Here is a 15,086-nt window from a genome sequence, read left to right on the forward strand (position 1 = left end):
CGAACGGAAACGCTCCCCGGAGCGGCGGCCCGAAACGGCGCTCAGCGCGATGACACGGCGGGTCGGGACACAATCCTGTGGTCCACTTGACATTTTGATAACCTCCGGTTTATTATGAAACCGGTTTCTTGAAACCCGTTTCACTCCAACAATTCGTTTCAAGAAACCGACCAGACGGAACCGCTCCCGGCCTCCGTCCCACGCGAACACTTCCTAAGCGATTTGCTCAGCATCATGCTCTGGAAAAAAGCGCTTTTATCGTTCGCCCTGCTGTTGATGGGCGGGGTCGGTTCCGCCATCGCCCAGACTGGGACCATTACGGGGATGGTGACGGAGGCCTCGTCTGGAGACGCCTTGCCGGGTGCAAACGTCGTCATCGTTGATTCTCAGCGAGGCACAAGCACCGACGCGGACGGGGCGTTTCGCATCCCTGGCCTCGAACCGGGGACGTACCAAGTTCGGGCCTCTTTCGTAGGATTCCGTTCTCGCACCCAGGAGGTCGATGTGGCGGCCGGTGAGACCCTTGAACTGAACTTTGCCCTGGCGCCGGACGCAATGGCGATGGACGAGATGGTCGTCGTGGGGTATGGCACTCAGGAACGGAGTGATCTTACTGGCTCGATTTCATCGGTGCCCACGGAAGATTTAGCGGAAACCCCAATTGAGAGCGCTCAAGAGGCGATTCAGGGACGCGTGTCTGGTGTGACAGTGACTCAAAACACAGGAAGCCCGGGCTCTGGCTTCAGCATACGGATCCGCGGAACCGGCACTACGGGCAACAGCAATCCCCTTTACGTGGTGGATGGTGTCCCGGTGTCGGATCCAACGGAAACGGGGGCGGGTGGCATCAGCTTCCTCAATCCCAACGACATTGAGTCAATCGACATTCTGAAGGGGGCGTCTGCGGCAGCCATTTACGGGGCACAGGCAGCCAACGGCGCGGTCATCATCACCACAAAAAGCGGAAGCGCCGGCGAGCGCAGCGTCAGCTTTAGTGCCTACACGGGCATCCAGCAAACGCCGCGCACGATCGACATGCTGGAGGGGCCTGAGTACGCCGCCCTGCGCAACGAGGCCAATATCAACGCCGGTCAGGCGCCCACTTTCACGTCGCCGAGTGCCTACCTCGGTCCTGAAGGAAGTACAGACTATCAGGACTTGGTCTTCGAACGTGGGATTACACAGAACTACAGCCTAGCGGTGTCTGGAGGGACCGAGGATCTGACGTACCGAATCAGTGGCGGGTACTTTGAGGAGGGAGGTATTATTGACAAGTCGAGTCTGGAGCGGCTGAATGCACGGGTCAACACCGAGTTCGAGGTCAACGACCTACTCACTGTGGGCGAAAACTTGACTTTCGAACGGAGGACCCGCAGCACGATCTCAGAGTCGGACAATGTGCGGAATCTACTGATCCAGACGCTGCAGGTTGACCCCACGGTGCCGGCGCGCGACAGTGCAGGCAATTTTACGGCCCAACCCCGCACGAACGCCAACAATCCGCTGGCTGCTCTAGACTTTCGGAATAACGAGTATAACGAGAACCGTCTCGTGGGAAATGTCTTTGCGGAGTTATCCTTTTTGCCGTCGCTCCGTGTTCGCTCTCAGCTCGGCTTTGACTTGCGTAACGGCAACACGTATGCCTTTACCCCGGAGTACGACATCAGCCCCAGCTTCCGCAACGTCTCCCCAAGCACCACGCAGTATTCGGATTTTCAGAGTTCGCTTATTTGGGACAATACCTTAACTTTTGACAAGGCTTTTGGCTCCCACGACGTGGAAGCGGTGGGGGGTACTACCATCGAGACGAACTACTACCGCTTCATCAACGCTACCACGCAGGGACAGCCGGGCAACGATCCGTCGCTCCGGTACTTGGGCGCTGGCCCCGAGGTCGTGAACATCGGCGGGAGCCTCGCGGAGTCGAACCTACTGTCGTTCTTCGGACGCCTCAACTACAACTTCTCGGACCGCTACCTGCTGACCGCCGTGGCGCGCTACGACGGCTCCTCGCGGTTCGGGGCGAACAATCGATTTGCGTTCTTTCCATCCGTCTCGGCGGCGTGGCGTATTTCTGAAGAACCCTTCTTCCCCGACAACGAACTGGTGACCAACCTGAAGCTACGGGCCGGGTGGGGGCAAAACGGAAACCAGCGCATCGGGGACTACCCGTTCGCAGCCACCATTGCCGGCAATCAGGACTACGTGCTGAACGGCCAGCTAGCTCCAGGGTCTGCTCCGCTGCAGTCGCCGAACCCTAACGTAAAGTGGGAGGAGACAACTCAGACGGACATCGGGCTCGATGCGGCCTTGTTTGGCGACCGTCTGAACCTGAGCGCCGGGTTTTACAACAAGGTCACCTCCGATCTGCTGGTGTCTCTCCCCCCGATTCCTACGAGCGGTCTGGTGAGTGCCAGCCCCGAGAACGCCGGAGAAATTCGGAACCGCGGCTGGGAGTTTTCGGCCGACTACTCTCTGACGCCGGCTGAAGATCTGACCGTACGGGTTGGCGGCAACCTGACGACCCTGAGCAACGAAGTGGTGAGCCTCGCCCAGTCGACCGACTTCGTGATCAATAGCGGAAACTACCGAAACGGATCCATCACGCGCACCGAGCCGGGCCACCCGGTTGGGGCCTTCTACGGCTACAAGACTGACGGCCTGTTCCAGACGCCGGAAGAAGTGGCCAACGCGAATGAGCTGAGTGACGAGGGACCCTACCAGAGCGCCGACACGGCGCCGGGTGACATCCGCTTCAAGGACCTGAATGGAGACGGGCAGATCACCCAGGCAGACCAGACCTTCATCGGCAATCCGACGCCCGACTTCACCTACGGGTTCAACCTGGACGTCGAGTACAAGGGGGTGAGCCTGAGCACCCTTTTTCAGGGCGTGCAGGGCAACGACCTCTTCGCGGCCTACAAGTTCTACACGGTGTTCAACACGGCATTCAACATGAGCGAGGCCGTCAAGAACCGCTGGACGGGCCCCGGCACGAGCACCCGCATGCCCCGCCTCACGTCCTCTGATCCGAACCAGAACAGCCGCATCTCCGACTTCTACGTGGAGGACGGATCGTACCTCCGCCTTAAAAATGTCCGGCTGGGATACTCGGTGCCGTCGCGTCTGCTCAGCTCCCTCGGCGCCGGTCTGGATCGGGCCCGCCTCTACGTGAGCGCCAAGAATCTCTTCACGCTCACGGGATACGACGGCTACACCCCCGAAATCGGCGTCAACAACAGCACGCTCGACCGCGGCATCGACCGGGCCACCTACCCGCAGCCACGGGTCTACACCGTCGGCATCAACCTCGGCTTCTAAACGGCGCTCCACACGCCCTCCCGGCGCCCCACACGGGGCTCAGCCTCGACACACCCTTTCCACACCGACCGATTGATCGGCCATGTACCGACGCCTTCTCTCCAGCCTCCTTGCGGCCGTCGTCCTCACCGCCCTCTTCACGGGGTGCGATAGCTTCCTGCAGAAATCGCCGCAGGGCGAACTGACCTCCGAGAATTTCTTCCGGAATGGGGAGGACGCCCAGCGGGCCCTGAATTCGGTATACGACTACGCCCAGGCGCGGTCGTTCGACTTCTTCCCGCCCTATCCCATGATTTTTGGCTCCATCGCCTCAGACAACGCCACGAAAGGTGGAGAAAGCGGGAGCGATCAGATCTCGGTCCAGCGCGTGGAGCAGTTCAATCCGCGCCCCACAGACCCGTACATCACCTCTACGTGGAATACGATGTACACGGGCATCTACCGGGCGAACCTCGTGATTGCGAACGTGCCGGACATCGAGAGCATGAGCGCCAGTCAGCGCGAGCAGATTGTGGGGGAGGCGAAGTTTCTGCGCGCATACTTCCACTTCTACGCGCTGAAGATGTACGGCCTGGGTAACGACCGGGCCAACGACGGGCCGGGCATTCCCCTGATTACCGAGCCGCTTCCAGCTTCGGATGCCGACGTGCCCCGCACGTCGGAGGCGGAGGTGTGGGCACAGATCGAGACAGACCTGCAGGATGCCGCCACCGCGATGGGGCCCACTGCGCCGGACCTGGGCCGGGCCACGGAGGGCGCCGCGAAGGCGTTGCGCGTGGAGGCACACGTCTTCCAGGAAGAGTGGAGCGACGCGCAGACCCTGGCCAGGGAAATCATCGACTCGGGCCGCTACAGCCTCGACCCAGACTACAGCCGCGTCTTTGACCAGCGTGGAGAGTTTGGCCCTGGGTCGGTCTTCGAAATTAACCATGTGGACCTCTCGAGTGCTCTAGAGGGCACGGTCGGGACCATCTACCAGAACAGCCGGGACACCTGGGGCTACGGATTCAACTGTCCCACTCAGGCGCTCTATGACGCCTTTGAGGCCAATGACCCACGCCGAGATGCTACCATCATCGAGAGCGGCGAGACGATTACCGGTCCGGAGGGTAACACCGAAACGGTTGAAGTCGTCGGGGCCTGTGCCGCTAACGGTCCCGATGGATACCTCAACGAAAAGATGTGGCTGCCGGCCGCACGCCAGCCCTCTGGCCCCCGCAAGGGTCCCACGAATCGGCGCGTCATCCGCTACGCCCACGTGCTGCTGTGGCACGCGGAAGCCGCCAATGAGAACGGCGATCCGCAGGCGGCACTGGAATCGCTGAACAAGGTGCGCGCCCGGGCCCGTGACGATGACGACGATCCGTCGAACGATCCGGATGGGGTCCTCCCCGACATCACGACCGCCAACCAGAGCGAGCTCCGCGACATCATCTGGCACGAGCAGCGGGTGGAGTTCGCGATGGAGTACCAGCGCTTCTTCAACCTCGTGCGACAGGGGCGCACTGACTTGATGGCCGACGATGGATTTCAGGAGGGCGTCAACGAGCGCTTCCCCATTCCGCAGGAGCAACTCGACCAGGGCACGGCGCTCGACCAGAATCCCGGGTACGAGTAGCCCCTCGCAGGACGAGTGTCCCGGCCCGCCCTTGCACTTCACACGTATTCTTGACCATCAGAGGCCCGGCTTTACAGGGCCCGTTGCCTGCCATGACCCACGACTCCTCCTACGCCCACCAGGTGCTGCGCTTCTTGCTGATTGTCGTCGCCGCCGGCCTCGTGCTGGCGGGGTGCGACTCGGGCCCCGCCACGGACACGGCGGACGGTGTGATTGCGCCTGTGACTCCCCAGATCGACTTCCGCGTTCAGCCAGACCTCTCGCAGTCCGATACCCTCACGCTGGAATACCAGGGCCTCAGCGAACGTCCTCGTCCTGACACCGCCAGTTTGCCCGACGTTTATACCGTAGAGGTGGGCAAAGAGAACGGCACTCCGGCCGACGGATCAAGTTCATTCCTTGTCACCTTCACAGGTCCCCGCCAGTCCGGAAACTACGCTTCCCCGATCCGCTTCCGCGCCGGGGGCGTAACCGCCACGGTCCGGTTTGCTGGCACGGTGATCGGCCCGCAGACCATTGCCGACTTTGAAAGTGGAACGGAGGGATTCTTCGCTTTCGGCGGACCGGGCATCAGCCAGGAGGAGGGCCAGCTCCGCATTGACGGCACCAACCTGGGCGGCGTGGGCGTCTTCCCGGGTATCTCGAAGCCGTTCAGTGCACCAACGAACTTCGAGGACACGCCGGTCGTGGAGATGCGCATTCGCGCGACGGCGTCGAGTGACGGTCCAGCCGTCATCCGCACGGCGCTCAACGGAGCGGGCGACAACGCAGATGCCAACGTCACCGTGCCTGAACTCGTAGCGGAGGTGCCAGCCGACGGGGAGTACGCGACCTACTACTTCGACTTCCGAGGCAACTTTCAGCAGTTCGACGGGGTGCCCGTAGACCCGACGCAGATGGGAGAAATCGTGCTCCTACTCAATGACAACAACCCGAACACCTTCACGGGAACGATCTACATCGACGAAATCCGCCGGCGCCCCGTGATCCCGGAGTCTAGCAATTAGCTTCCACGCGGGGCGCACCCTTTTTCCGCAGCCTACGCTCCTGCCATGTACACAATGCTCCTGTATCTACGACCGTTCGCCGTTGCTCTGCCACTGTTCTTCGCCACCGGGTGCGACTCGGGGGGAGGAAACGGAGGTACGGAGTCCAATACCGCTCCGACCGCCACGTTTAGCGTGTCTTCCAACAGGCCCACCGCCGGAACTGAGGTGCAATTCGACGCTACCGGCTCCAGCGACGCGGAAGGCGGCATTACCTCCTACGAGTGGTCCATCGGAGAAACGACGAAAACGGGTGCGCAGGTGCGCCACACTTTCCCAGAAACCGTAGAGAACAAGTACGGGGAGAACGCACGCTACGAGGTGACTCTCACGGTGACGGACGCGAACGGGGCCACCGACGACGCTTCGAAGAGCGTGCGCGTCGCTCCCATCAACGCCACCGTCACCTGGAAGCAGGTCTGGGGCGACGAGTTTGAGGGACAGGGCCTCCCGAACTCGGACAAGTGGTACTATGAAACCGGTGGCGACGGTTGGGGCAATCAGGAGCAGCAGTACTACACGGAAAATGACCCAGAAAATGCACGTTTAGAAAACGGCAATCTCGTCATCGAGGCTCGTAAGGAATCCTATCAGGGCAACGCCTACACGTCGGCCCGCCTCAACAGCGAGGCGTCCTGGAAATACGGCCGCTTCGAGATTCGGGCTAAGCTGCCGGGCGGACGGGGTACGTGGCCGGCCCTCTGGATGCTGGCCGACGAGGACACCTATGGCGACCAGTACTGGCCGGACAATGGCGAAATGGACATCATGGAGCACGTAGGGTACGACGCGGGCGTGATCCACGGCACCATCCACACCGAGGCGTTCAACCACATCAACGACACCGATAAAGGCGGCTCGATCACTGTGCCCGACGCCACGTCCGCCTTCCACGAATACACCATGGAGTGGACCCCCAGCGAGATCCGCGTCTTCGTCGACGGGGAGCGGTACTTCACCTTCCGGAACCGCGAGCAGTACGGCTGGGAGGAATGGCCCTTCGACCAGAAATTCCACCTCCTGATGAACATCGCCGTCGGCGGGACCTGGGGCGGGGCCGAGGGCATTGACGACTCGGCATTTCCCGAGCGCATGGTAATCGACTACGTACGGGTGTACAAGCCCGAGTAGCGATCCTGCCTGCCCTTACCCCGGCAGATCTTAGTCCCCCGCCCCACAGGAGTACTCGCGTTCTACAGTCACAGCGCACCCGCACGGCCGGATCGGATGTAGGTCGGGGGCTAGAGCGACGTTTTTATCGGAGGGGCGGAGCAGAGCTGGCCGACCGATCCGTTTCCACCACGAATCTTCCCCACATCGAATCGGATGAACGTCTCCTTACCCACAGACTGGGCACGTTTCCTGCTCGCTGCCTCGGTGCTGCTGGCAGGGTGTGCCGACACGCGTCCCACCACCACGAACGACACGATGGCCGACACCTCTCCTCCTGACACGACGATGGAATCCGACGCCGTGGGCCAAACAGGGCAACAGGCCGACCCCGAGGGGCGCCGCATGGCGCTCGATCGTGACGTCTCGCTGCTGAAGAGCCCACAGCCGCCCGTCAGCGCCTCGGTCCGGAGCAGCGGCGCGTTCGCCCAGGGCATTCTGGATGACTCTGTCACGACCAGCGTCGAGAACGTAGAGGCGCGGGTTGACTCCCTTCTCAATGAGATGACGCTGGAGGAGAAGGTGGGACAAATGACCCAGCTCACCCTCAGCATGGTTTCAAAGGACCCGCACCAGGATAACCCTTCGGCGATCCGCGAGCATGAGCTGAGTCCGGAGAAGCTGCGCAACGTGGTCGTGGAGCACCACGTGGGCTCCATCCTGAACGTGACGGGACAGGCGTTCTCCGTCGGCCACTGGGCGGAAGTCATTCGCCAGGTGCAGCGGACGGCCATGGAGGAGACGCGTCTTGGTATACCAATCCTGTACGGCATCGACGCGGTCCACGGCGCCAACTATACACGGGAGGCCGTGCTCTTTCCTCAGAATCAGGGCCTGGCGGCCACCTGGAATCCGGCGCTCGCCCAGGAGACGGCGGCCATCACGGCCCGCGACGTGCGCGCCTCTGGCATTCCGTGGAATTTCGCGCCAGTGCTCGATATGGGACGGGAGCCGCGCTGGCCCCGCCTCTACGAAACGTTCAGTGAGGATGCGCACTTGACCAACGTCATGGGTCTCGGTATGCTGCGGGGCTACCAGGGCACTGATGTGAGCAACGCTTCCCGCGTGGCCGGTACGCTGAAGCATTTCGTGGGGTACTCCGTCCCTGAGTCTGGACTGGACCGCACTCCGGCGCGGATTTCGGACATCGAGATGCGTGAGCACCAGCTGAAACCGTTCCGGAAGGCCATCGACGCGGGCGCCAAGTCCATCATGATCAACTCCGGCGAGGTCAACGGCGTGCCCGCCCACGCCAGTTCGTACCTCTTGCAAGACGTGCTCCGCGAGGAGCTCGGCTTTGAGGGCGTAGCGGTCAGCGACTGGCTCGACGTGAAGAAGCTCGTGAACGTGCACCACGTTGCCGATAACGAGCGGGAAGCGACCAAGATGGCTGTGATGGCGGGTATGGACATGAGCATGGTGCCCACTGACCTCTCGTTTTACGACCACCTGGTGTCGCTGGTGCGGGACGGGGAAGTCCCCGAGTCGCGCATCAACGAGGCGGTCCGGCGCATCCTGCGGCTCAAGTTCCAGACCGGTCTCTTTGAGGAGCCGCTGCGTGGGCTGGAGCAGGCCGAACAGGTCGGAAGCACGCGCGACCGGCGCGTCTCGCTCCAGGCGGCCCGCGAGTCGGTGACGCTGCTCCGCAACCGCGAGACGGACCAAGGCACCCCTCTTCTGCCCCTGTCCGACACCCAGGACGTGCTCGTGACCGGCCCCACGGCCCACTCCATGCAGTCGATGCACAACGGCTGGTCGTACACGTGGCAGGGCGGTGGGGCCGCACAGAAGATGTTTCCAGAAGAGCGCCCTACGCTTATGGAGGCCGTCCGTGAGCGGGTAGGCACAGATGGAATGACCTACGTGCCCGGCGCTACGCTTACAGATCCCGAGCAGGTGGACGAGGCCGTGGCCGCCGCCCGAGAGGCCGACGTGGCCGTGGTGGCCCTAGGCGAGGGTGCCTACGCGGAAACCCCGGGCAACCTCAACGACATGGCCCTGCCTCCCGCCCAGCGCACGCTCCTCCACCGGGTTGCCGATACGGGCACGCCGGTGGCCCTGGTGCTGATTCAGGGACGCCCGCGCCTCTTGAACGATACGGCCGACCTGCCGGACGCCGTGCTGACGGCATACAACCCGGGTCCTGAGGGTGGGCAGGCACTCATGGAAGTCATGTACGGAGCTGTCAATCCCAGCGGCCACCTGCCCTACACCTACCCGCGCTCGTCGGTAGGCATGCGGACGTACGACCGCAAGTACAGCGAGAACCAGGACCGGCAGGGTGGCATGAGCGGCTTTGACCCGCTCTTCTCTTTCGGGCACGGGCTGTCCTACACGCGCTTCGACTACAGCGACCTCACGGTGAGCCGCGACTCAATGACGACCGGCGCGCTCCAGAACGGCGGGCAGGTTGAGGTCGAGGTCACCGTCACCAATGCCGGCGAACGGCGAGGCCAGGACGTGGCCCAACTCTACCTGAGCGACCTCGTCGCCAGCGTCACGCCGTCTGTGAAGGAGCTCACCCGCTTTGCGAAGATAGATCTCGCGCCCGGCGAGCGCACGCGACTCTCGTTCTCGCTGCGGACCGACGACTTCAGCTTCATCGGGCGCGACGGTGAGCCAGTGGTAGAGCCTGGGACCTTTCGGGTGGCGGTTCACAACCTCAGCACCTCCGTGGACCTCGTTGGCGACCGGTTCCTCACGGAGGGGCCGAACCGTTCTCCGGAAGAGCAAGGCACGACGTCCTCTCTTAAGTAACGGCTCTTACAGTAACGGCAAGTCGACAGGAACGGTGCATGTCAACGTGCCGGGCGTGAACGGTTGCCTCCTGAGCGGTGCTGCGACGATGCAGAGACCCGGCTACAGCCACCCGGCCACGGCCTCGTGTAAGCGCGCTGCTCTCTCAGGAGGTGCCGTTCCAGCGTCGGCTCTCCCCAAATACCCGTCCGCCCCTCGCTCTTTTCGTTGCAGTCGATTCCGTCATGCCCGACCCCACTGCCGACTCCTCTTCTGAGGCCAATGAGGAAGTACTCACCGGAAACGTCCTCAAAATCGTCCTCTTGTCCCTGTCCGCTGCGCTCGGCGGGTTCCTGTTCGGGTTCGACAGCGGAGTCATCAACGGGACGGTGGAGGCGATCCAGAGTGATTTTGGAGCTGGGGAGGTCGTCACGGGCTTTAACGTGGCGTCGATGCTATTGGGGAGCGCGGTGGGCGCCTTCTTCGCGGGCAACTTGGCTGACAAGGTCGGCCGGCGGCCCACGCTCATCCTCACGGCCCTCGCCTTTATGGTGAGCGCCTGGGGCTCCGGGGCCGCAGGGGGATCGGTGCCCTTCGTGGCCGCCCGCCTGATCGGCGGGCTAGCAGTGGGAGCAGCGAGCATTCTCGCCCCCGCCTACATCAGCGAAATTGCTCCGTCCAGCATTCGGGGCAGCCTAGCCACGCTCCAACAGCTCATGATCGTGGTGGGGCTTTTCGTGGCCTTTCTCAACAACTACCTGATCGCGCAGGCTGCCGGAAGCGCCGCCAACGCGTTCTGGATGGGCTTCGACGCGTGGCAATGGATGTACTGGATGGAGCTAATTCCCGCCAGCGTATTTTTTCTTTCCCTCCTCGCGATTCCGGAGTCTCCCCGCTACCTGGTGGCCGCGAACCGGGAGGAAGAGGCCGCCTCCGTGCTCGACAGCCTGGGCACGGCCACCAACGTGAAGGAGAAGCTCGCCGACATTCGGTCGACCTTGAACGACGAGCGGCGCCCGCGCCTCACGGACGTGATTCAGGAGCACACCGGTCGGATTCACCCCCTGCTGTGGGCCGGCATTGGGCTGGCGGCCCTGCAGCAGTTGACCGGAATCAACGTAGTGTTTTACTACGGGGGGACGCTCTGGCAGGCCGCCGGCTTTACCGAGGCAAGCGCTCTGCTGACGAACGTCGTCAACGGCTCGGTAAACGTCGTCTTTACCTTCGTGGCGATTGCCCTGATCGACCGGGTGGGGCGTCGGCCCCTTCTGCTCGTGGGCTCGATCGGGCAGGCCCTCATGCTCGGCGTCATGGCGTACGTCTTCGCCACGGCGGCGCAGGGCGGGGCTGGCGGCATCGAAATGCAGGGGAATCAAGGGGTCGTAGCACTGGTGGCCGCGAACGCATACATTGCGTTTTTCGCCTTCTCCTGGGGCCCGGTCATGTGGGTTATGCTCGGCGAGATGTTTCCGAACCGGTTCCGCGGCGCCGCCCTCTCGATCTGCGGCCTGGTGCAGTGGCTCTCCAACTTTCTGGTCACGTGGACCTTTCCCATTCTTTTGGGGTCCATCGGGCTTGGCATCTCGTACGGCATCTACGCGGCGTTCGGAGTCGTGGCCTTCGTCTTCGTGAAGCTGTTCATCGACGAGACAAAGGGCCGCTCGCTGGAGGACATGTCTCGGGAGGCCGATGCGGCCGCGTAGGCCTCCGTCTCTGGGTTCGCCCCCACCTCCCCTTCCTACGTCCCGTCTTCAACTACAGAAACCGAAGCACACTCACGCCCACACTGAACCCGCGCGCGTCGAGCCGCTTGGTGAGGTCGAGGCGCAGGGTATCCTCAAGCAGGCCGTTGACCGAGAGGCCCACCTCGTGGTGGAATCCGTCCGCCCGTTGAACCGCAGCGCCGCGCCGTAGAAGCCGCTGCTCGGTGCCGTCGTCGATCCAGGTGCGCCCGTGGCCGCCGTGCAGGAGGAGCTCAATGTCCTGCTCGACCGGCGCCTGCCACCCGAGGAGCTCGAAGGGCACCGTCCGGAAGTTGTGCTCCCAGAAGAGGGCCACGTGGTGCTCGCCCTGGTACGGGCGGTCGTCGAGCGTGCGGAGGGCCCCGAACGGCGTGTAGGGCTGCGGGCTCGCCTCGATCACGCCGAAGCGCTGTAGGGGGAGGGCCCCAAACGAAGCCCCGGCATCGACCCGAAGATCCAACGCGTTGGGACGGAAGCGGCGCTGGAAAAACGTTTCGATGCGGGCGTCGGCCACCGCCTCCAGTCGCGTGAAGTCAAAGTCGCTCGCCGCAAGCCCTGGATCGCTGTGCTCCACGGACACCTGCAGGCGGTTGATGGGGAGAACGCCGAGCAGCCCGCCGTCGCCCAGCGTGGCGGTGAGCGCGACCGACCGCAGCCGGCCGTCCCCCACCGAAGGGTTCACCGGCTGCGTGACGGAGCGGCCAAGGGCATCGTAGTCCGTGCTCTTCGCGACGGAGAAGTGACGCTCGTTGCGGAGCTGGAGGGCCAGCCCCAGGTTGGGACTGGAGAAGGCGTGCCGGACGGACACGTGGAGGCGCTCATTGCCGAAGTAGTCGAAGTAGTCCGGCGCCCCCGCGAGCGTCCAGAGGCTGTTTGAGAGGCGTGCCCAGAGCGGGGCGATGCGGGAGCGGGCCCGGTAGCGTGGCTCGATGCCGTAGTGGTACCCGGCGGACAGGTCCGTGTCGTCGCCCAATGGCAGGGTGGCCTCGCCCCCGTACGACCACTGCGTGGATCCCGACGGGCCGGTGTTGTAGCCGCCCCGCCCCGTGACGGCGAGCGGCCCGACGCCGAGGTCGAGCCGCAGGCCGAAGTGCCCCCCCTCCACGCGGTTGAAGCGAAGAACCGGAAGCCCGCCCTCCACGTCGACGAACGAGGCAGTTGCTTCGTCGCCGGCCCCATCCGTCGTGTCGGACGCGGCCGTCTCGTCCGCGTCCCCTCCAAAGCTGAGTCCCTCCTCGACGAGACCGAGGTCCTGAAGCCATCCGTAGAGCCCGCCCGGATCGAACGCGTCCTGCACCGTGTCGGTGCTGTCGATCTGCTCGTATGCCGTCTGCTCGTCCTGCGAGTACGGCACGAACGGGCCGCCCCCCAGCGAGTCGGGCTGGGCGCTGGAGGGGGCCTGAATGCCCACCGTGCTATCGGCACGCACCGCGATCTCGTCGGCCTCGCCGTCGGCGTCATAGAGCGAATCGGGAAGCGGCTCGTTGATCTGATACTCGTTCAGGCGGCTGACCTGGCGAATACGAATGTCGGAGAACGAAATAAGCGCGGACAACTGCGCGTTTAGGTCGCGCCGGGCCCGGAAGTCGACGGGCAGCCAGTACGGCCCGCCGAAGTTGGAGAATTGCTGCTCGAAGGTGATATCGACCTCCTTCAGCATCCGCGGCGTGCTCAGCGAGGGGGTGGGGCGGAGTTGGGCCTCGAGCAGGGCATAGGTGCTGTCAAGCACCGTCACGGTGCCCCGGAACGTGGACGAGAGGCGATTGGCCGGCTCCACCTCGATGCGGAAGGCCTGCCGTCCGTCGATGGCGCGCGTGGTGTCGAGCGTAAAGTCGTAGTAGTCGAGCGCGTCGGGGTGGGTGACGCCGACCATCTGATTCCCGAAGACCCCGACGTTGTCCTTGTACAGGTTGAGGACCGTCGCGGCGGCGGGGAGGGCCGACTCGGCAATGCCTTGCAGGTTGGCGGTGCCGCGCTGGGAGCGCACCACCTCTCGGGTGCCCCGCTCCGCGTCCCAGAACGCCGTGGTTTGGCTCTCGGCCACGGCGGCAATCGCCGTGTCATTGGCCAGTGTGAACCGGTTGTACGCCTCCACCGAATAGCTCTTGAGCGCCGGCCACCACTCCTGCTTGTTCTCAATGACGCGCCGCATGATGGTCTCGCCCGGATTTCCGGAGCCCGTCACCCGTACCTCCTCCATCTGCACGGTCGAGGGCGCCAGGCGGAAGGTCTGCCGCGGCGGCGTGTCGGCGGTGATGCGGCGGCGGACGGACTCGTAGCCGACGTAGCGCACGACGACGGTGGCCGGCAGGCTGTCGAGCGCCAGGGTGTACTGCCCGTCCACGTTCGTGATGGTGCCCTGGTACGTGTCCGCGATGCGGAGATTGGCCTGCGGCAGGGGGTCCCCGGTCTCCGCGTCCACCACGCGTCCCTCCAGGAGGGCGGCGGTCGTGTCTTGCGCGTGGGCGGCGGCAGGGCCGATCGCCAGCAGGAGAAGGGGCAGTAGGACGAGGTAGAAAAGACGCGGGGCAGTGCGTCGGGCCATGGGTCGGCTCCAGGGATCATCCACGGGAATCCAGTCGAGGGCGAGTGGGTCGCGTCGCCTATCCAATCGAGATGTCCGCGCCCGCCAGCGCCGGCTCCTCCACCGTTTCCTCGCGCTCCAGTTTTCCGTCGCGGAGGTGGATGACGCGGCGGGCGTGATGGGCGATGGCCTCCTCGTGGGTCACGAGCAGAATGGTATTGCCCTGCCGGTGGAGCCCCTCCAGGAGCTCCATGATCTCGTCGCCGGTCTCCGTGTCGAGGTTGCCGGTCGGCTCGTCGGCCAGCAGGAGCGCGGGGCGGTTCACGAGGGCCCGGGCCGTCGCCACACGCTGGCGCTGCCCCCCCGACAGCTCGTTGGGGCGGTGGTCGAGGCGGTCGCCGAGCCCCACACTGCGGAGCGCCTCCGCCGCCCGCTCGCGCCGGTCGCGCTTCGACATGCCGGCGTAAATGAGCGGCAGCTCGGCGTTGCGCAGGCAGTTGACGCGGGGAAGCAGGTTGAACGTCTGAAAGACGAACCCAATCTCGTGGTTGCGAATCTCCGCGAGCTCGTCGTCGGAGAACGTGCTCACGTCCTCGCCCCGGAGGTGATAGGTGCCGCTCGTGGGCGTGTCGAGGCACCCGAGCATATTCATGAACGTCGACTTCCCCGAGCCGGAGGGCCCCATGACGGCCACGTAGTCGCCCTCTTCGATCGAGAGCGTGACACCATCGAGCGCCCACACTTCCTGGCTCCCCATCATGTATCGCTTCTTCAGCCCATTCACTTCGATGAGGGCCCGGTCCGACGCGTTGGTCGGGGCCCCGTTGGTGGCGAGTGCTTCCATGGCGGTTGCGGGTGTGCTATGAGCAAAACGGGTGCGCGGACGTCGTGTGTCCAGTCTCGGTCGCCCTCGGCTGTAAGGCCGGAAC

At 64.0% G+C, this 15,086-nt stretch carries 8 protein-coding genes; 6 read left to right on the forward strand and 2 right to left on the reverse strand.

What is annotated here, in order from left to right; translation table 11 throughout:
* Positions 1-234 precede the first annotated feature (234 nt).
* The 6 genes from SRU_RS14870 (at position 235) to SRU_RS14895 (ending at position 11,594) form a co-directional block, all read left to right on the forward strand.
* Entirely contained in the window at positions 235-3,321 is a 3,087-nt protein-coding gene (locus SRU_RS14870) for a SusC/RagA family TonB-linked outer membrane protein (protein WP_112905342.1), read from the forward strand.
* 82 nt (positions 3,322-3,403) lie between these two features.
* The gene (locus SRU_RS14875) at positions 3,404-4,939 is read left to right on the forward strand and encodes a RagB/SusD family nutrient uptake outer membrane protein (protein ID WP_011405544.1); all 1,536 of its coding nucleotides are present in this window, start codon (positions 3,404-3,406) and stop codon (positions 4,937-4,939) included.
* Positions 4,940-5,031: 92 nt separating this feature from the next.
* Positions 5,032-5,946 carry a hypothetical protein gene (locus tag SRU_RS14880; protein ID WP_231847227.1) on the forward strand — a complete coding sequence of 305 codons (915 nt, stop codon included), beginning with the start codon at positions 5,032-5,034 and terminating at the stop codon, positions 5,944-5,946.
* A 45-nt stretch (positions 5,947-5,991) separates the two neighbouring features.
* On the forward strand, positions 5,992-7,116 hold the full coding sequence (locus SRU_RS14885) for a family 16 glycosylhydrolase (protein ID WP_112905093.1): 1,125 nt from the start codon (positions 5,992-5,994) through the stop codon (positions 7,114-7,116).
* 195 nt (positions 7,117-7,311) lie between these two features.
* The gene (locus tag SRU_RS14890; protein ID WP_011405547.1) at positions 7,312-9,912 is read left to right on the forward strand and encodes a glycoside hydrolase family 3 N-terminal domain-containing protein; all 2,601 of its coding nucleotides are present in this window, start codon (positions 7,312-7,314) and stop codon (positions 9,910-9,912) included.
* 224 nt (positions 9,913-10,136) lie between these two features.
* Positions 10,137-11,594, forward strand: coding sequence for a sugar porter family MFS transporter (locus tag SRU_RS14895; RefSeq protein WP_081580713.1), 1,458 nt, complete (start codon positions 10,137-10,139; stop codon positions 11,592-11,594).
* Between the two features lie 52 nt (positions 11,595-11,646).
* Here the strand turns inward: SRU_RS14895 and SRU_RS14900 are convergent, their stop codons facing one another.
* Together SRU_RS14900 and SRU_RS14905 are read right to left on the reverse strand one after the other, a co-directional pair.
* Positions 11,647-14,178: a DUF5686 and carboxypeptidase-like regulatory domain-containing protein gene (locus tag SRU_RS14900; RefSeq protein ID WP_011405549.1), complete on the reverse strand. Its 2,532-nt coding sequence runs from the start codon at positions 14,176-14,178 to the stop codon at positions 11,647-11,649.
* Between the two features lie 58 nt (positions 14,179-14,236).
* Positions 14,237-15,001 (reverse strand): ABC transporter ATP-binding protein, encoded by a 765-nt coding sequence (locus SRU_RS14905; protein ID WP_173387053.1) that lies wholly within the window; start codon positions 14,999-15,001, stop codon positions 14,237-14,239.
* Positions 15,002-15,086 lie beyond the last annotated feature (85 nt).

The sequence above is a fragment of the Salinibacter ruber DSM 13855 genome (assembly GCF_000013045.1).
GTDB classification, from domain to species: domain Bacteria; phylum Bacteroidota; class Rhodothermia; order Rhodothermales; family Salinibacteraceae; genus Salinibacter; species Salinibacter ruber.

Coding starts and splice junctions, on each gene's coding strand:
- SRU_RS14870 (WP_112905342.1), top strand. CDS start 235: ATGCTCTGGAAAAAAGCGCTTTTATCGTTCGCCCTGCTGTTGATGGGC.
- SRU_RS14875 (WP_011405544.1), top strand. CDS start 3,404: ATGTACCGACGCCTTCTCTCCAGCCTCCTTGCGGCCGTCGTCCTCACC.
- SRU_RS14880 (WP_231847227.1), top strand. CDS start 5,032: ATGACCCACGACTCCTCCTACGCCCACCAGGTGCTGCGCTTCTTGCTG.
- SRU_RS14885 (WP_112905093.1), top strand. CDS start 5,992: ATGTACACAATGCTCCTGTATCTACGACCGTTCGCCGTTGCTCTGCCA.
- SRU_RS14890 (WP_011405547.1), top strand. CDS start 7,312: ATGAACGTCTCCTTACCCACAGACTGGGCACGTTTCCTGCTCGCTGCC.
- SRU_RS14895 (WP_081580713.1), top strand. CDS start 10,137: ATGCCCGACCCCACTGCCGACTCCTCTTCTGAGGCCAATGAGGAAGTA.
- SRU_RS14900 (WP_011405549.1), bottom strand. CDS start 14,178: ATGGCCCGACGCACTGCCCCGCGTCTTTTCTACCTCGTCCTACTGCCC.
- SRU_RS14905 (WP_173387053.1), bottom strand. CDS start 15,001: ATGGAAGCACTCGCCACCAACGGGGCCCCGACCAACGCGTCGGACCGG.